This window comes from Streptomyces sp. NBC_00287, assembly GCF_036173105.1.
GTDB lineage: Bacteria > Actinomycetota > Actinomycetes > Streptomycetales > Streptomycetaceae > Streptomyces.
Window position 1 is genome coordinate 1142772 of the sequence record NZ_CP108053.1, and the last position, 18099, is coordinate 1160870.

The following is an 18099-nucleotide window of genomic DNA, read 5'->3' on the forward strand; positions in this document are numbered from 1 at the left end:
AGTTCACACGAGAACGGAATGCACATGACTCGAACCATCCTCGACATCCACATTCTTCAGAATGTTCCGCCCAGCAACCTCAACCGGGACGACACCGGAACCCCCAAATCCGCCATGTACGGCGGCGTCCGCCGCGCACGCGTGTCCAGCCAGGCCTGGAAGCGAGCCACCAGGACGGCGTTCAATGAACTACTTCCTCCCGAGGAACTCGGCGTCCGTACCAAGAAAGTGGTCGAGGCGCTGGCGGAGCGGATCGCTGCCCGCAACGAGAAACTGGCCCCGATGGCTGTGGGGCTGGCAGCCGAGACGATGAAGGCAGCTACCGGCATCGCAATCGAGGTGCCCAAGCGAAAGGCGAAGAACGACGCCGACGGCTCGGTGACTCCCGAATCCCCCTACCTGATGTTCCTCAGCCGACGGCAGCTCGATGCCCTCGCCGAACTCACCGAAACGGTCATCGCCGACAGCCCGGGCGACGAACTACAGGCATTGGCGAAGCACTTCAAGGACCGCTCGAACAAGGCCGAGGCTCGGCAGGCGCTCGACACCCGGCACTCGGTGGACATCGCGCTCTTCGGACGGATGGTGGCGGACTCCGCCGACCTCAATGTGGATGCTGCCGCCCAGGTTGCACACGCCTTGAGCGTGCATGCGTCGGATGTCGAGTCGGACTACTACACGGCCGTGGACGACCGCAACGAGGACGCTGAGACGGGTGCCGGAATGATCGGCACCGTGGACTTCAACTCCGCGACCCTGTATCGCTATGCCGCGGTCGATGTCGACGAGCTCCACCGCAACCTCGGACTCGGTCTGCGAGACGGGGAATCCCCGAGCACTCCGACGGAGAAAGCGATCGGCGCTTTCCTGGAGGCCTTCATCACCTCGCTGCCGACCGGGAAGATCAACACCTTCGGCAATCACACCCTGCCTTCGGCCGTGATCGTGAAGGTACGGAATCGCTGGCCGGTCAGCTTCGTCAGCGCCTTCGAGGAACCCGTGCCGAAGAGCCAGACCGGAGGCTTCCTGCGAGAAAGCTGCGTCCGGCTCGCCGACCATGCAACCGAACTCGAAGAGAAGTACGGAATCAAGGAATCAGGCCCCAGCTGGGTCTTCCGCGTCGGCCCGGAGACCGCGTCCCTGCACACCCTCGGTACCGACGTCTCCCTGAAGACCCTGATCGGCGAGGTGAAGGACGAAGTGTCACGACGGCTGGAGCCCGGCGCATGACGGCCCTCCTCCTGCGTCTGGCTGGGCCCCTTCAGTCCTGGGGATCGGCCGCCCGCTTCGCCCGCCGCAGCACGGAGAACGCCCCGACCAAGAGCGGCGTGCTCGGCCTCCTGGCCGCCGCCGAAGGCCGCCCGCGCACCGCCGACCTCTCCGACCTGGCCGCCCTGCGCTTCGGCGTGCGCGTCGACCAACCCGGCACCCGGATACGGGACTTTCAAAAGGCCCAGCACGCCGACTCCGGCAAGGTCATGCCGGTGTCGGAGCGCTTCTACCTCTCGGATGCCGTGTTCGTGGCGGGTGTCGAGGGCGAGGAGTCACTGATCGAGCGCCTGCACCTGGCGCTGGATGCTCCCCGATATCTGCCCTATCTGGGCCGCCGCTCCTGCCCACCATCCCAGCCTCTGCTCATGGGTCCGCCTAAGGAAATCCCCCTGCACGACGTCTTGCGCGAAGCGCCATGGCAAGCCTCGCGCTGGTATGTGAGGCAACTGACCCGCATGGCACGGACCACGGGTTCCGCGCCCGGGCCGAACTCCCTGGACATCCTGATCGACTGCTCACCAGGCGAGACACCGCACCTGTCGCTGCGCGACACCCCCGTCAGCTTCGACCCCCGCCACCGGCAATACGCGATGCGCGGCGTGCGAACCGATCATGTCGACCTCCCATCGCACGACCCCACCAGCGTCCTGCGCCCCGCTCAACCGCCGGGAGGAGCCCCCACACATACGTCCCCGAGGGAGCCGTGATGTACCTGACCCGTTTCCCCATCAACACCGCCCGTACTCAAGCCCGGCAGCTGCTGGGGTCCCCCCATCGATTGCACGGCGCCGTGAACATGGCCTTTCCACAACTGCCGGCCGAGACAGGCGAGGGACCCAGGGTGCTGTGGCGTGTGGACCACACCCCGACCGGGCGCACCAATCTCTTCATCGTCAGCCCCACACAGCCCGACCTGACACACCTCAAAGAGCAGGCGGGCTGGCCAACATTGCCGGATGCAGGATGGACGACCTTCGCATACGACGAATTCCTGAACAGCTTGAAGGAGGGTGACGTCTGGGCATTCCGCCTCACTGCGAATCCGATGCATCACATCCGCAGGGAGACCGATCCCCCAGGCAGCCCCACGAAGCGGGCGGCGCACGTCACCCCCCGACACCAGATCGGCTGGCTTCTCAGCCGCCAACAGCGGGCCGGATTCGAGGTGACGAGCAAGCCCGCCGAGCAACGACTGCTGCCGGAAGGTGACAAGTACGAGGTCACCGTGCACAACCAGCTCCCGCAGAATTTCCGTAAGCCGGACGGCAACGCTCAACACAACGTCCGCTTCGCAAAGGTCACCTTCGACGGCCGGCTGCGCATCACAGACCTACCTGCCTTCCACCGCACCCTCACACATGGACTGGGCAAGGCGAAGGCGTACGGCTGCGGCCTGATGACTCTCGCCCCATTGGGCGGCCGATGAGCACGGTCAGCCAACGAAGCGCCTCCTCACCGCGCGAACTCAACCGGGTGGGAGACCGAGTCTCCTTCATCTACCTGGAACGATGCACGGTCCACCGCGAGGACAACGCGATCACCGCAACGGACACCGACGGAGTGACGCACATCCCGTCAGCCACCATCGGCACCCTGCTTCTGGGCCCCGGCACCCGCGTCACCCACCAGGCGATGTCCGTACTTGGCGAATGTGGTGCCGGAGTCGCATGGGTCGGCGAGCAAGGCGTCCGCTTCTACGCCGGTGGACGTGCCCTCACCCGCTCCTCGGGGCTGGCCGAGGCACAGGCCACAGCGTGGGCAGACCGCCGCACCCGCCTCGAAGTGGCACGTGCCATGTATCGCCTGCGCTTCCCCGACGACGATCCTTCGGACCGCACCCGCCAGCAGCTGCTGAACATGGAGGGCCGTCGGCTCAAGGAGTGCTACCGGCGGGAGTCGGCTCGCACGGGAGTTCCCTGGCACCGACGCGAGTACCACCGCGGCGATTTCGCAGCCGGTGACGCCCCGAACCAGGGCGTCACCGCGGCAGCCCAGTGCATGTACGGAATCGCCCACGCCGTCGTCTCCGCTCTTGGCTGCTCGCCGGCGCTCGGCTTCGTCCACTCCGGTCACGAGCAGTCCTTCGTCCTGGACGTAGCCGACCTGTACAAAACCGAAGTAGCCATCCCTGCAGCCTTCGACGCAGCAGCGCTGGGCGGGGAGGACGTGGCCACGCGCACCCGCCGTGCTCTGCGGGACCGCATTAACAGGACAGACCTACTTAGCCGCTGCGTCCGTGACATCAAGAGCGTGCTGGGCTACGACGCCTCGCGCGACCCAGCCGACGCCCGGGACCACGTATCCCTGCAATCAGACGGCAATCGCCACGTAGACGGCGGCCGCAACTACGGTGACGAGCCAATCTGGTGACCGTCCTCGTGCTCGCCGCATGTCCCGCCGGCCTCCGCGGCTTCCTCACCCGCTGGCTCCTGGAGATCTCCCCAGGAGTGTTCCTAGGGAACCCCTCAGCCCGGGTCCGCTCCATCCTTTGGGCCGAAGTCTGCCAATATGCAAGCAACGGCCGCGCGCTGCTCGCGTATCAGACAGACAACGAGCAGGGCTTCACTTTCGAAACCCATGAACACGCCTGGCACCCCACCGATCATGAGGGGGTGACCTTGATCAGACGCCCCTCCCCGAACACGGAGGGCACCTCGTCCAGGTCCCCTTCCACCCCGCCACACCAGGGCTGGAGCAAAGCGGCCCAGCGCCGACGGTTTGGGCGGGGGTGAGGGCGAGCGATGAGCGGACGTGAGCATGAAAGAGAGCGAGCGGCGATTGTCCTTGCGCTTCAAGTGACCAGGTACAGAGAAGTAGGCAAAATCCAGCACCTGGCCGACTGAAACCGCTGGTCGCGCCGTGTGGTCCCCGCGCATGCGGGGCTGGTCCCACCACGATCGCCACCGGCATCCCGGCGTCGCTGTGGTCCCCGCGCATGCGGGGCTGGTCCCGGCGTGCGGAAGGTCTTCGGCTCTCTGGCCTGGTGGTCCCCGCGCATGCGGGGCTGGTCCCCCTGTCCGGTGACGGACCGTCAATCTTCAGACGTGGTCCCCGCGCATGCGGGGCTGGTCCCTGCGGGCCGCGCAAGAACGGGTGCTCGCCGTAGTGGTCCCCGCGCATGCGGGGCTGGTCCCGGGGGCAGGTCGATATCGCGCGCGGACTTGTCGTGGTCCCCGCGCATGCGGGGCTGGTCCCCGCCAGTTCCGACGCCCGCCGCCTACGGGCCGGTGGTCCCCGCGCATGCGGGGCTGGTCCCCGCACCCCGCTCGTCACGATCCACCCCAACGGGTGGTCCCCGCGCATGCGGGGCTGGTCCCGTGTACAGGGCCCTCGGCGCTCGGTCCGGAGCGTGGTCCCCGCGCATGCGGGGCTGGTCCCCTTCCCGGCCAGGTGGCCGAACTGCACGAAGGGTGGTCCCCGCGCATGCGGGGCTGGTCCCGAGACCGCGCTGCCCGCGGACAACGAGGCCAGGTGGTCCCCGCGCATGCGGGGCTGGTCCCGGTCCAGTACCGGTGCTCCTTGCCGGACCCGAGGTGGTCCCCGCGCATGCGGGGCTGGTCCCTGGCTCTCCAACCCGGACAACTGGGTGCGTATGTGGTCCCCGCGCATGCGGGGCTGGTCCCGTTCGCACCGGGCGAACGCTCGGCGAGCGCCTGTGGTCCCCGCGCATGCGGGGCTGGTCCCCTGCTGCGCATCAGTCCGGCCGAGCATCTCGGGTGGTCCCCGCGCATGCGGGGCTGGTCCCAGTCGCTATACGGCCTTCCTGGTGGATGAGCTGTGGTCCCCGCGCATGCGGGGCTGGTCCCGGTCGCCCTCGCGACAGGCTTCACCGTGATCGGTGGTCCCCGCGCATGCGGGGCTGGTCCCGATCGTGCGCTCAGCTCGGGTCATGGTGTGGGGTGGTCCCCGCGCATGCGGGGCTGGTCCCAGGCTGCGGCCCTGGGTGTGGTGGACCCAGGCGTGGTCCCCGCGCATGCGGGGCTGGTCCCTGGCCGACTGGTTCGACACCGCCCTGTGGGCTGTGGTCCCCGCGCATGCGGGGCTAGTCAACCTCGCCGACGACAGCGTAGGGGCGTTGGTATGGTCCATCTGCTTCATGTCGTCGTGGTCAGGACGCCGGTGCTGAACACACAGGGTCCAATTGGTCCTCAGAGGTCCGGATATCTGTGTGGCACCAGGGCCGGGCCATCAAAGCAGCCCAAATAGCCGGGCCCGGTCCCGTTAGTCGACGCTTAATCAGCCTGTAGGTCCGTGGGCCACACCCAACTGCCCTGTCTTGGCCTTTCCTTGTCACTCCTCTGGATCCATAGCGGCGTCCTACTCCGCCTGGTGAAGGAGTTGCCTGACATGGCTGACAGGCATCACGCTCGCCAAACTCACGTCATAACCCAACCGTTGCCGCTGGACACCGCGCGGCAGTGCTTCGCGATGCTGGCGACCGGCCCGAACCCGCTCTCCCTGGACGGGCAAAGCTTCCGCGGCCTTCCCAATCGACCTATCCCGCTGGATGAGTTGCGGCGTCGACTGCTGGGGCGCCGCTGCTCGCGGAGCACACGGGACGAGGTCTGGGCTCACCTTGTGCGCCAGTCCAGGGAGCATGGGGCCACATGGACTCTCGCGTGCGCGGGCATGGCGCTGCCAGCTCTTGCCGGAGTGACCCGATGGATGGCACCTCGGTATCCCGGCGATGTGTTCGACGTCCAGGCTGAGGTGCTTTCGGGGTTCCTCAGCGCCCTGGCAACGATCGACGTGGACCGGCCCCGAATCCTGGTGCGGCTCCGTTGGGCCGCGTACCGTGCCGGGTTCGCAGCACTGTCCGAGGCGTTAGACGCGCCCGTGCCGGTCGCGGGCGAATTCCGGTCCACGCCGCCGAAGGCACCTTGGGGGCACCCGGACTTGGTGCTGGCGCGCGCAGTCCGGCACTCGGTCCTGACCTCGACTGAGGCGGACCTGATCGGGTCCACCCGACTCGAGGACACCCTTGTCGCCGACTGGGCCGAGCGGCACGGCACCACCTCCGCCGCCGCGTACAAGGCGCGCCGGCGCGCAGAGCAACGCCTGGTCGCGTTCCTGGGCGACGAGGCCGAGCAAACCAGCCCAGAGGACCCCGTTGCTGCGTACGTCACCGAAGGGCTCGCACCCTCCGCCTCTCGGGCGCGTCCCTCTAGGCATTCGCGCGGCGCCACCTCGACGGGGCAGCCGCATCGCGAATGGCTCCAGGCGAAATCCTCGGCAGCACTGTCCAAAGACAGCGCTGATTCGGGCCTTCTCGGGCGCGGGGGATCCCCGAACGCCCCCGCCTCCCAAGCGAGTTCGGAGGTGCACCCATGCGCCTGACCCTGCCCAGCACCCGCCACCGTCGTACTCCTGCCAACAGCCGCCGCGACCAACCCGGACGTGGTTGCCGGAGCAGCTGGTTACGGGGAGGGGCAGTGCTGTTTGGCCTCTCGCTGTTGGCCCCCGCCCTCCTTGAGACGGCCACGCTCGCCGCAGCCCAGCCGACGCACGTCCTGGCGCTCGAAGAATCCGTGGACGCCGTGTTGGACAACATCCGGAACTGGATCATGGGCATCCTCGCCGGGCTGGCCACGGTCTTCCTGTCCATCGGCGGCGTGCGTTACATCGTGGCCGGGGGCGACCCCAGCGAGGTGGAGAAGGCCAAGACCGCCTTCCGCGGCGCCGGTTGGGGGTACGGACTGGCTGCGCTGGCTCCGTTGGTGGTGGAGATCCTGAAAGACATCGTGGGGGCCTGATGCCTACCGCACAGGACACCACGGGCGTCCACGCCCACTGCCTTCCCAGTCCGACGGCAACCCTTCACCCGACGCTATCGGGCCGACGCCGTCGTCGACGCCTCGCCTTCGTGCTCGGCGCCGCGACTCTCCTCGCGCTCGTCTCGGTGTTCGCCGCCCATGCCGACCCGAGCCCCACACCCGCCCCGACGCCCCTCCCCCCTTCATCCAGCGCACCCGCCCCAACGCTGTCGGCGACCCCTTCGCCGTGCTCAGGACCTGACTGCATCCCCCAACCCAGCGCAACAACCTCGGGAGCGCCCGCTCCGACCACCATGCCTCCGGCCGAGATCCCCGACGACGGCGGCCCCGGCGGCGTGGCCGGCTGGATCGCCAAGGGCGTCACCGCCGCGATCACCGGGTTCTTCAAGTCAGTGATCAACTTCGCGCTCAACCCCCTGTTGGATTTGATCAGCGGCACGGTGCTGACGACCCCAAGCCCCGCCTCCCTCCCTCGCGTCGGAGAGCTGTGGGCAAATTCCTGGGAGATCGCACTTGCGGGCTACGGGCTGCTGGTCGCCCTCGGCGGGATCGTGGTGATGAGTCACGAGACGGTCCAGACCCGCTACTCGATCAAGGAGATTGCTCCCCGGATCCCCGTGGCCTTCCTCGCCGCCGCTCTGTCGCTGTTCATCACCAGTAAGGCCGTCGACCTCGCCAACGCCCTCTCCCACGCCGTCATGGGTGGCGGTGTCAACGCCAGCACGGCCGGGCCGGCCCTGCGGGACTTCGTCCTGAGTTCCTTCAGCTCGGCCAGCGGCAACCTGTTCGCCGTCCTCATGTGGCTCGTGGTCATCGTTGTCCTGGTCGCCCTGCTTCTGACGTATGTCGTGCGCGTGGCCCTGACCATCCTCCTGATCGTCGCGGCTCCTCTGGCGTTGGTCTGCCACGCCCTGCCGCAGACGGACGGTGTCGCGCGCTGGTGGTGGAAGGCGTTCGGCGGCGTCCTGGCCATCCAGATCGCTCAGTCTCTGGCCCTGATCACCGGGGTGAGAGTGTTCTTGACTCCGGGCGGCTTCGGTCCCAACGGGCTGTTCGGCCTTACCGAGAACGGTCTGGTCAGCGTGCTCATCACACTGGCGCTGCTGTACGTCGTCTTCAAGATCCCGTTCTGGGTTCTCGGGTCGATCCGGTTCAGTCACGGTCGGTCGTTCGTCGGCAGCGTTGTCCGTGGCTACGTCATGTACAAGACGTTCGGGCTATTGCGTGGCGTGGGCGCGCGGGGCGCCGCATCCCGAGGTGGCCGTCGTCCTCCGCCCTCCGGAGGTCCCAGCGGGACCCGGCGTTCCCCTTATCCGGGGCCCCAACCGTCGTCTGGGGGTGCGGGAGGCCGCCACAGCGGCCGGCAAGGCGGCCCTGCTCCCACCGTGGCCGGCACGATAGGCAGCGGCACCCGGCGTCCGACACGTACACCGCGAGTCGCATCACACACAACACCCACGTCCTCCACATCTACGACGAGCGGAAGCTCCAGCCCGGCACAGCCGACGATCTCCACTTCCCGGCGCACACAAGGCATCTCCTCCGGAGCTACGCCTGCTACTCCATCGATACAGGCCTCGCAGTCTCGCCCGTCGGTGGGCAAGGCGCAGGGCAACAACCCCAGCTCCGCCCCGGTTGGCGGATCCAAGGGGCGGACGCATCCCCAGCCGCCCACTGCACAGCCTCACGCCTTCCGGAATCCCGCCCAGCGCCCCGCCATTGGGTCCCCCCGCTCAGCACAGCCCCTGCCCGGGACGACTCCAACCCGTCAGCCTCATCCGGGCCCGCCGCCTTCGATCCCCCACAAGACCAGGGTCACCAGGCCACCACTTCCCCCACCTCGCCGTCAGAGCGGGACTCGGCCGGGAGGTGACTCCCCATGACCCAGCCCGTCCGCATCCCCGCCGACGTCGATCGCGAGGACACCGTTCTCGCCAACCTCACCGCCCATCAACTGCTGATCCTCGCCCTGACCGGCATCACGTTGTACGGCCTTTGGTCCATCACCCGGCCTCTCGTGCCGCTGCCCGTCTTCCTCATCCTGGCGGTTCCCGTCGGGGCCATGGCCGCCTTCCTCGCCCTGGGCAAGCGCGACGGGGTACCGCTGGACCGGCTGCTCCTCGCCGCCCTGCGTCAGCGCATGACACCTCGTCACCAGATCAACGCGCCCGAAGGCACCCATCCCGCACCCACCTGGCTCGCCGCCCAGGCCGTCGGGCACGGTCACCTAGCCAGCAGTACCACCCGTGCAGCAGTTCGGCTGCCCGCCGACAGCGCGAGCGAGACAGGGGTCGTCGACCTCGGCCCCGACGGAATCGCGGTGGTGGCTGTGTGCAGCACCGTGAACTTCGCGCTGCGCACGCCTGCTGAACAGGAGGCTCTGGTCACAGCGTTCGGCCGATACCTCCACTCGCTCACGGCCCCAGTACAGATCCTCGTGCGGACTGAACGCCTCGACCTGTCGAGTCAGATCGGAGAGCTGCGCCAGCGCGCCCCCTCCCTGCCCGACCCGTCCCTGGAGGCCGCTGCCCTTGCCCATGCCGACTTCCTGGACGAGCTCTCCCGAGGCGACCTCCTGCGCCGCCAGATCCTGCTCGTCCTGCGCGAGCCCCAAGACTCCGGCGCCCCAATGGACACCCTGGACAGTGGGTCGCCGCTGGCTGTGTTCGCTCGCCGGAGGAGGTCCCAGGCCAGGAGCGGACCCAAGAGCCCCGCTGCCCTCCGCGCTGCCGAAGCTCGTCTGGTGCGCCGTTTCGGTGAAGCAGCCGAGCTACTCGGCCCCTTGGGCATCCTCGTCACACCGCTGGACGCCGGGCAGACCACCACCGTGTTGGCCGCCGCATGTAATCCGGACTGCCTTCTGCCTGTGTCCTCCGAACTCGCTGGGACGGACGACATCATCACCAGCTCCATGCCCGATGCCTCATGGCCCGGCCCCTCGGCCGAGGAGGATCGGAGGTTCGCGCCATGAAGCGCTCACGTCGGCGACAGGACACATCCTCGGCCTCGGGCGAACACCGGCAACGCGCTGCGGCATTCACCCCGGACTCCCTGACTATCGCTCCCCGGCACCTGGAGGTGGGCGGTGAATGGCTGGCGTCGTTCGCCGTCACCGGCTATCCACGCGAAGTCCATCCGGGCTGGCTTCAACCTCTGCTCACCCACCCCGGCCGGGTCGACGTCAGTCTGCACATCGAGCCCATCGATCCGGTCACCGCCGCCCAGCGACTCAGACGACAGCTGGCGCGGCTCGAATCCGGTCGCCGGCACACCCACGAACACGGCCGACTGGCCGATGCCCACGTCGAAGCCGCCACTGAGGACGCCTACGACCTCTCCTCCCGCGTCGCCCGCGGCGAAGGCCGGCTCTACCGCTTCGGTCTCTACCTGACGGTCCACGCCTCCAGCCACGAGGACCTGGCCGATGAGGTCGCAGCCGTACGAGCCCTGGCTGCGAGCCTGCTCCTGGACGCCAAGCCCACTACGTACCGCAGCCTCCAAGGCTGGGTGACGTGCCTGCCGTTGGGCCTGGATCCGATCAAGATGCGGCGCACATTCGACACTGCGGCGCTGTCGGCGGCTTTCCCCTTCACCAGCCCTGACCTGCCTCCGCCAGATCCCACCTCGGTCGCCGCGCCTTCCGGCGTGTTCTACGGCTACAACATCGGGAGCCAGGGCCTGGTCCACTGGGACCGCTTCGCCTTGGACAACCACAACTCCGTCGTGCTGGGCCGCTCTGGTGCGGGCAAGTCCTATCTGGTCAAACTCGAGTTGCTTCGGTCGCTGTACCGGGGAATCGAGGCGTACGTCATCGACCCCGAGGACGAATACACCCGCCTGGCCGCCGCAGTCGGCGGCACCTGCATCCACCTTGGCGGGGAGACAGCCCGGCTCAACCCGTTCGACCTTCCTCTCCATCGCCGTCCCGACGGACGCCGTACGGCGCCGAAGGACGCGCTGGTCCGAAGAGCCCTCTTCCTGCACACCGTCGTCTCCGTACTGCTGGGCTCGGCGTTGTCGCCCACCGAGCGCGCGGTGCTGGACCGGGCGATCGTCGCGACGTATCAGCAAGCGGGCATCACAGCCGACCCTCGCACCTGGACGCGACCTGCCCCGCTGATGGTCGACCTCGCCGGACTCCTACGCCGTTCGAAGAGCAAGGACGCCGACGAACTGGCAGCCCGACTGCACCCGTTCGTCGACGGGGCCTTCTCCGAGCTCTTCTCCGGGCCTACCACCACCCACCCGGACGGCCACCTTGTCGTGTTCTCGCTGCGTGACCTGGCCGATGAGCTCAAGCCCATCGGGACACTCCTGACGCTCGACACCGTCTGGCGCCGGGTGTCCAACCCGGCGTCGCGTCATCCCCGCCTGGTGACCGTCGACGAAGCATGGCTGCTGATGAAGGAGCGAGCCGGCGCAGAGTTCCTGTTCCGGATGGCCAAGGCGTCCCGAAAGCTCTGGGCCGGTCTGACGGTTGCTACGCAGGACACCTCCGATCTCCTCGGTTCCGATCTCGGCAAGGCCGTTGTGGCGAACGCCGCCACCCAGATCCTGCTACGCCAGGCGCCTCAAGCCATCGACGAGATCACCCGTGCGTTCGATCTCTCCGAGGGTGAACGCCAATTCCTCCTCACGGCCGATCGTGGCCAGGGACTGCTCTCGGCCGGGACGCAGCGCGTCGCCTTCGAATCTGTGGCCTCACCGACCGAGCACTACCTGGTGACCACCGACCCCGCTCAGCTCGCTGCCTACGCCGAGAGCAGTCCCACCACAGCAGACGACGCGGCTCGCCTTCCCGACGTCGAGGTGACGGCCTCCCTCGACGACGCGTACGACGTCGCCTCCGACAACGAGGTCGATGTCGACACCGCGTAACGGCATTCCTCCATCCCTTACGCCGGCCAGGCCTCCGATCTCGACCTGGCCGTCGCGCCCCCTTTCTTCCTGGGGAGTTCCCCATGCCGACAAACCCCTCGGCTTCAGCTCTCGTCCTCCCACGGCCAACCCAACTGCTCACGCAGAACCGCGAAATGCGCGCGATCGGCGTCTGGAACTGGACGCTGCCCGCCTGGGCTGGCCGCTTCCCCGACGGACAGACCTACAACACCTGTCCATCGGCCGGGATCTGCCGCCTCGTCTGTTACGCGCGACATGGCACGTATACCTGGCCCACGGTGAAAGCCAAGCACCAGGCCAACCTGCGCTTCGTTCTCGACGACCTGCCCGGCTGGCAACAGGCCATGATCGCCGAACTCCAGAAGCGAAGGTTCCATGGCATCTGGGTGCGCATCCACGACTCCGGTGACTTCTTCAACGACCGCTATCTCCGAGCGTGGCTCAGCATCATGCGCGCTCGGCCGGACACGAACTTCTATGCCTACACCAAGGAAGTCGGCCGTTTCCGGAGCCTGGTGGAACCCCACCCTCCCGACAACTTCCTGTGGGTCTACAGCTTCGGCGGCCGTCAGGATTCACGGCTCGACATCGGCCGCGACCGTGTAGCAGACGTCTTCCCCGACGAAGCGTCCATCGCTGCGGCCGGGTGGCACGCAGGAGGCCAACGACCTCCTGGCCGTCCTTGGCCCGCACCTGGTCGGAATCCCGGCCAACCGAATCCCGCACTTCCTCAAACGACTGGGCGGTCGCACCTTCCGCTCGTGGCAAGCCGAGGTCGACGCCGAGCGGCGCAGCCGACCCCAGTGGCACTCCCCCGGCCGTGCTGCCTGACCTGACACCACTACACCCTCTGTTGCCTGGAGACTCCATGCTTACCGGGCTGCTGCCCCCGCTGCACCACGCTGCCCCGGAAACCGCCGATTCACCCTTGACCGACTACCTGCGTGATCCAGGTGGCGCGCTGAGCACACTTCTCTCCCACGCGACACAGTGGCTCAGCAACTGGTGGCCCCTCGCCAGCGCCGTCTCCGTCCCCGCAACTGTCCTACTTTGCGGGACCCGTTGGTGGTGGCACCGCCGCTGCCGCCAGGTCATGCACTCCAACGCCCGGATCATCAGCGTGCTGCCACCGCCCATCGCCGACCCGGCAGGCGCCGAAGCGCTCTGGGCCAACCTGCTGGGGCTGCTACGACCAGCCTGGCGCCGCATCCTCACCGGCCAGCCACACGTGACATGGGAGTACGCCTTCGACCGCGAGACGATCCGCATCCGCCTCTGGGTCCCGGGCACCGTCCCGCCGGGGATGGTCGAGCGCGCGATCGAAGCAGCGTGGCCGGGGTCCCGCACCCGCACCGCCCCTGTTGCGCCGGATGCCTCGCCTGGCAGGCGACGCCTCGACGCAGGAGGCGAGCTTCGTCTGGCCCGCACGGAGGCACTGCCGATCCGCAGCCAGTTCCCGGCCGACCCGATTCGTTCCCTGCTCGGCGCCCCGGTCGGCCTCGGAGCTCACGAGCAAGCCACCGTGCAGATCCTTGCCCGCCCTGTCACAGGCCGCCGTATCGCCAGGGCTCGGCGAGCTGCTCGTCGAGGCGGTGCCGGGCAATCCGCCCGTCCCGTCAGCCGCCTGCTCGATCTGCTGACCCCTGGCTACCGGGTCCCGCGCTATCGCCGTGCGGTCCCGGTCAAGAATCGGCAGACGGCGATGGAAGCATCCGCCGAGGACAAGGCGATCGTGACCAAGCAGCGCGGTGCCCCGTACGAGACGCGCATCCGTTACGTGGTCACGGCGACCGTGGCCACTCCTCCGGACAGCACGCAGCGTGCCGCGATCCGCGACCGACTTCGAGGCCGCGGACACGCCATCGCGAGCGCGTTCGCCGCCTTCACCGAGCACAACTACTACCGGCGCGCACGACTCCGCCGTCCCTCGCGAGACACCGCCGAACGGCGTCTGGGGAAAGGGGACTTGCTGTCGATTCGCGAGCTGGCTGCCGTAGCTCATCTGCCATGGGACGAGGCCATACCTGGACTCCAGCGTGCTGGTGCCCGTGCTGTCCCACCGCCGCCGGGTATCGCGACCGTCGGCCCGGCTGTCAGGCCCATCGGCCTCAGCGACACCGGTCACGCCCGACCGATCGGCCTGCGCGTACCGGATGCCCGTCACCATCTGCACATCCTGGGCGCCACCGGCTCAGGCAAATCCGAGCTGATGGCACGCATGATCCTTGCCGACGCTGATGCTGGTCGGGGACTCGTGGTCGTCGACCCGAAGGGCGACCTGATCACGGACATCCTGATGCGTCTGCCGGAAAAGCTCGGGCACAAGGTGATCCTTTTCGACGCGCACAGCAAGACACAGCCGCCAGTCCTCAACCCGCTGGAAGGGGACGACGCCGCACACACAGTCGACAACCTCGTATCGATCTTCTCTCGCGTCTACGCCTCCTCCTGGGGGCCGCGCACCGACGACATCCTGCGCGCCGGCCTGCTGACGCTCCGCGCTCAAGGCGGCACACCGGTTCTCACTGATCTACCCAAACTGCTGGGCGTCCCGTCCTTCCGCCACCGAGCGGTCCAGCAGGTCGACGACGAAATACTGCGTGGCTTCTGGTCCTGGTACGACAGCCTCTCCGCGCCGTTCCGCGCCCAGGTCACCGCGCCCCTGATGAACAAGCTCCGCGGAGTCCTGCTGCGACCGTTCGTCCGCTCCGCCCTCGCCAGCGGCGCCTCCACGATCGATATGGACAGCATCCTCGACGGCGGGATCTGCCTGGTCCGGATCGCCAAGGACGCCTTGGGCACGGAGACGTCCCACCTCATGGGCTCCATCGTCGTCGCCCGTACGTGGCAGGCCGCCACCCGCCGGTCCCGCCTCCCACAGGGACAACGGCGGGACGCCGGCCTGTACATCGACGAGGCGCACAACTTCCTCAACTTGCCCTACCCCCTGGAAGACATGCTGGCCGAGGCTCGCGGATACCGGCTCTCGATGACCCTCGCCCACCAGTACCTGCGCCAGCTGCCCAAGGATCTGGAGGAGGGCGTCAGCACCAACGCCCGCACCAAGGTCTTCTTCAACGCCTCCCCCGAGGACGCCCGCCACTTGGCCCGCCACACCGAACCTCGGCTGACCGCTCACGACCTGTCCAACCTCGACGCGTTCCACGTCGTCGTCCGCCCGGTCCTGCACGGCACCGAAGCGCCCGCGTTCACCGCCGTCACCCAGCCGCTGCCGCCGCCCGTCCCCGGCCGCGCCAAGCGGATCCGCGCCGCCGCACGCCGCAACGCCAACCCGGGCCCGGCAGCCGTACACGGAAGGCGCTCAAGGCCCCCCTCGGACCCGCGCCGCCTCACCTGACTCTGCTTTCTGTCCGGAGGTACGCCATCTTGATCACCAACCCGACTCCCCAGCGCTCTCTGCGCGGACATCGCCCCCAACGGCCCAGCCCACGCACAGCCGCCACCAGCGGGTACGCCGCCACCCTCGCCGCCCACCTGACCGAGCGCGACCGCTGGCTGACCCGCATGCTCTACGAGCACCGAGTCCTGACCACCCACCAGATAGTCGAAATGGCCTGGCCCTCCGCCCGGGCCGCGAACACGAGGCTGCTACGGCTGTACCAGTGGCGTCTGATCGACCGCTTCCAGCCCTTCATCACACACGGCTCGGCTCCCATGCACTACCTGCTCGACGTCGCCGGGGCCGCCGTGCTGGCCCGCGAGGACGGTCTCGAACCGCGCGAACTCGACTACCGGCACGACCGGGCGATCGGCATCGCCTACTCCCTCCACCTCGCCCACACCGTCGGCACGAACGGCTTCTTCAGCGCGCTCGTGGCGCGCTCCCGTCGTCCGGGTGCCACCGGTCGGCTCGCCGTCTGGTGGTCGGAGGGCCGCTGCGCGCGGCACTTCGGGGACATCGTCCGCCCGGATGCGTACGGCATCTGGCAGGAGAACTTCCCCACGCCCTCGGCGCTCGAATGGTTCCTGGAGTTCGACTTCGGCACCGAACGGCCGGACCGTCTGGGCCGAAAGCTCACTGCGTACGCCAAGCTCGCTCAGACGACCGGCATCGCGACTCCTGTGCTGATCTGGGTGCCCACCACACGGCGGGAAGCCGCTGTCCGCCGAGCCCTCGCCGCCGCGCTGGCTTCCATCGACGACCCGTCACTCGTTCCCCTGGCCACGTCCAGCGCCGACTTCCTCAATGGGCAGCACGACGACCCTACGGCCGCCTGCTGGCAGCCCTTGGATGCCCGAGGGCCCAGGACCGGACGGCTGCGCCTCACCGAACTGCCGAGCGCCTGGCCGTACTTGCCTCCGCTCGGCACCTCATACACCGACCCCACCCGGACCGGCTCAGCCCTACCGGCCAGCGGCCCGCCGCCGCCCGTCCCACTGCCACCGGACCCGTCAGACCGTCGCCGCCCGGGGTGATCGGGTATGGGAAAGATCACCGCCATTGCGTTGGGGCTGGTCATGATGATCGCCGTACTAGGCGGTGTCGGAGCCGGCGGTGTGTTCTCGGCCTTCGGCAGCAGCGGCACCCAGCCCAGTGCGACCGCTCTCACCGACGTCCCGTCCGACTATCTCGCCCTGTACATGGACGCCGCAGCCACCTGCCCCGGGCTGACCTGGCCGCTCCTGGCCGCCATCGGCAAAGTCGAGTCCGATCACGGACGGTCCACCCTCCCCGGAGTCCACAGTGGCAGCAACTACGCCGGAGCACGCGGCCCCATGCAGTTCCTGCTGCCCACGTTCACCAGCGTCGTCGCCAAGCGCCCTCCGCCAGAAGGCGGGGAGCAGCCTCCCTCGCCGTACAACGCGCACGACGCGATCTTCACTGCGGCCGCGTATCTCTGCGACTCCGGTGCTCGGGATGGCAAAGACATCCCTGCTGCCGTCAGGGCCTACAACCCCGATGACGCATACGTCTCAGCAGTCCTCACACAGGCGCAGACCTACGCCGGCGGCACGAAGTTCGGTGCGAACGCCTCCCCCACGGCAGCCCTCCAAGCGATCAACTACGCCCAGGGGCAGCTCGGTCTCCCCTATGAGTGGGGCGGCAACGGTCCCGGCTCCGGCGACGCCGGCTTCGACTGCTCCGGCCTCACAAAGGCCGCGTACGCCGCTGCCGGGATCACGTTGCCGCGTACAGCACAGGGGCAGTACGACATCGGCCCTCGCGTCCCGGAAGGCGAGCAACTGAAGCCTGGAGACCTGGTCTTCTACGGCAATCCGGGAGGCGGCATCCACCACGTCGGTCTCTACATCGGAGGCGAGCAGATGATCGACGCGCCGCGCCCCGGACGCTCAATCAGGATCGAGCCCTACCGATACCGAGGGGACGACTTCGCGGGCGCCACGAGGCCTTCTGGCAACTGAAGCCGCCGGTCACTCACCGCTCGCCCCTTTCGTGCCTTCGAGCAAGGTCCGGAGCAACAGCCGACCCGGTGCTGAGCCCGCGGGAGCCACCGGCGCCGAGAAGATCTCGATGTCGGCGAAGACCGGTTCCCCCGTGGGGCGACGCGTATAGGGCACGAGCCCGTAATCCACGCCGTCTTGAGCGTCGTAGCTCATCCATGCGATCACCTCACGCTCGCCGGGCCGCAGGGGATGGTTCGAGACTGCTCGTGCGTACACGCCATCCTCGGTGTCGACCCAGACCTGCGGGACGGCAAAGACGAAGCGGTTGGCGTGGATCTCCAGTGCCTTGTCGGCGGCGCGCTCCTCGAAGGCATGGGCCGCAATCTCGTCGCGTAGGTAGTCGTAGTCGGACAGCACGAGGGTGCGGTCACCTTGCAGTGCCACCATCGCCGGGCAGTCCCGCTCGACGATGGCCCGCTCCAGCCGGCCGGCGATGTCGCGCAGCAGCCTCTCGGTGTCCGGGTTCACCTCAGTGCTCTCCACCGGAAGCGGCGCTGTCGCGTTCCTTGAACGCGTGATAGACGTCCATGATCTCGACGGAGGCACGGTTACCGAGGTGTGACAGGCGCAGCAGAGTCCGGCTGGTGTCGCTGTTCTTACGGCGCGCCTCGCGAGTCGGTGTCTCGATCACTTCCGTCCCGTCGAGCGCTTCCAATGCCTCGGCCAGCGCCTGCACGGTGGCTCGCGCTTGGGCCAGATCAATCCTCACGATCTCTACCTCCAGGCT

Annotated in this window: 15 protein-coding genes, 1 pseudogene and 1 CRISPR repeat array; of the genes and pseudogenes, 14 read left to right on the plus strand and 2 right to left on the minus strand. The window is 68.2% G+C overall.

What is annotated here, in order from left to right:
- Positions 1 to 24 precede the first annotated feature (24 nt).
- The 14 genes and pseudogenes from cas7e to OHT76_RS05510 all read left to right on the plus strand — a co-directional run bounded on the left by cas7e (position 25) and on the right by OHT76_RS05510 (position 17330).
- Positions 25 to 1230 (plus strand): type I-E CRISPR-associated protein Cas7/Cse4/CasC, encoded by a 1206-nt coding sequence (cas7e, locus tag OHT76_RS05445; protein ID WP_328869598.1) that lies wholly within the window; start codon positions 25 to 27, stop codon positions 1228 to 1230.
- Positions 1227 to 1979 (plus strand): type I-E CRISPR-associated protein Cas5/CasD, encoded by a 753-nt coding sequence (cas5e, locus tag OHT76_RS05450; RefSeq protein ID WP_328869599.1) that lies wholly within the window; start codon positions 1227 to 1229, stop codon positions 1977 to 1979. The genes cas7e and cas5e overlap by 4 nt, the downstream gene beginning before the upstream one ends.
- On the plus strand, positions 1979 to 2698 hold the full coding sequence (cas6e, locus tag OHT76_RS05455; RefSeq protein ID WP_328869600.1) for a type I-E CRISPR-associated protein Cas6/Cse3/CasE: 720 nt from the start codon (positions 1979 to 1981) through the stop codon (positions 2696 to 2698). Before cas5e ends, cas6e begins: the two co-directional genes overlap by 1 nt.
- A complete protein-coding gene (gene cas1e, locus OHT76_RS05460; protein ID WP_328869601.1) occupies positions 2695 to 3642 on the plus strand; it encodes a type I-E CRISPR-associated endonuclease Cas1e in 948 nt (315 codons plus the stop codon). Before cas6e ends, cas1e begins: the two co-directional genes overlap by 4 nt.
- Positions 3639 to 4004, plus strand: a complete 366-nt coding sequence (cas2e, locus tag OHT76_RS05465) for a type I-E CRISPR-associated endoribonuclease Cas2e (protein WP_328869602.1) — start codon at positions 3639 to 3641, stop codon at positions 4002 to 4004. The genes cas1e and cas2e overlap by 4 nt, the downstream gene beginning before the upstream one ends.
- Before the next feature lie 129 nt (positions 4005 to 4133).
- A CRISPR array of direct repeats spans positions 4134 to 5322; the repeat unit is 29 nt; unit sequence GTGGTCCCCGCGCATGCGGGGCTGGTCCC.
- Between the two features lie 639 nt (positions 5323 to 5961).
- Positions 5962 to 6609, plus strand: coding sequence for a hypothetical protein (locus OHT76_RS05470; RefSeq protein WP_328869603.1), 648 nt, complete (start codon positions 5962 to 5964; stop codon positions 6607 to 6609).
- 95 nt (positions 6610 to 6704) lie between these two features.
- On the plus strand, positions 6705 to 7025 hold the full coding sequence (locus OHT76_RS05475) for a pilin (protein WP_328869604.1): 321 nt from the start codon (positions 6705 to 6707) through the stop codon (positions 7023 to 7025).
- 314 nt (positions 7026 to 7339) lie between these two features.
- Positions 7340 to 8929, plus strand: coding sequence for a hypothetical protein (locus tag OHT76_RS05480; RefSeq protein ID WP_328869605.1), 1590 nt, complete (start codon positions 7340 to 7342; stop codon positions 8927 to 8929).
- Positions 8926 to 10017, plus strand: coding sequence for a PrgI family protein (locus tag OHT76_RS05485; protein WP_328869606.1), 1092 nt, complete (start codon positions 8926 to 8928; stop codon positions 10015 to 10017). Before OHT76_RS05480 ends, OHT76_RS05485 begins: the two co-directional genes overlap by 4 nt.
- Positions 10014 to 11924, plus strand: coding sequence for a VirB4 family type IV secretion system protein (locus tag OHT76_RS05490; RefSeq protein ID WP_328869607.1), 1911 nt, complete (start codon positions 10014 to 10016; stop codon positions 11922 to 11924). The genes OHT76_RS05485 and OHT76_RS05490 overlap by 4 nt, the downstream gene beginning before the upstream one ends.
- An 83-nt stretch (positions 11925 to 12007) precedes the next feature.
- Positions 12008 to 12776, plus strand: a pseudogene (locus OHT76_RS05495) (GP88 family protein).
- 262 nt (positions 12777 to 13038) lie between these two features.
- Positions 13039 to 15303, plus strand: a complete 2265-nt coding sequence (locus tag OHT76_RS05500; RefSeq protein WP_328869608.1) for a helicase HerA domain-containing protein — start codon at positions 13039 to 13041, stop codon at positions 15301 to 15303.
- Positions 15304 to 15332: 29 nt separating this feature from the next.
- Positions 15333 to 16382: a replication-relaxation family protein gene (locus tag OHT76_RS05505; protein ID WP_328869609.1), complete on the plus strand. Its 1050-nt coding sequence runs from the start codon at positions 15333 to 15335 to the stop codon at positions 16380 to 16382.
- 6 nt (positions 16383 to 16388) lie between these two features.
- Positions 16389 to 17330: a C40 family peptidase gene (locus OHT76_RS05510; RefSeq protein ID WP_328869610.1), complete on the plus strand. Its 942-nt coding sequence runs from the start codon at positions 16389 to 16391 to the stop codon at positions 17328 to 17330.
- A gap of 9 nt (positions 17331 to 17339) precedes the next feature.
- Here OHT76_RS05510 and OHT76_RS05515 read toward each other — a convergent pair whose 3' ends face one another.
- Positions 17340 to 17840: a hypothetical protein gene (locus OHT76_RS05515; protein WP_328869611.1), complete on the minus strand. Its 501-nt coding sequence runs from the start codon at positions 17838 to 17840 to the stop codon at positions 17340 to 17342.
- A gap of 1 nt (position 17841) precedes the next feature.
- Positions 17842 to 18081: a hypothetical protein gene (locus OHT76_RS05520; protein WP_328869612.1), complete on the minus strand. Its 240-nt coding sequence runs from the start codon at positions 18079 to 18081 to the stop codon at positions 17842 to 17844.
- Positions 18082 to 18099: the final 18 nt, after the last annotated feature.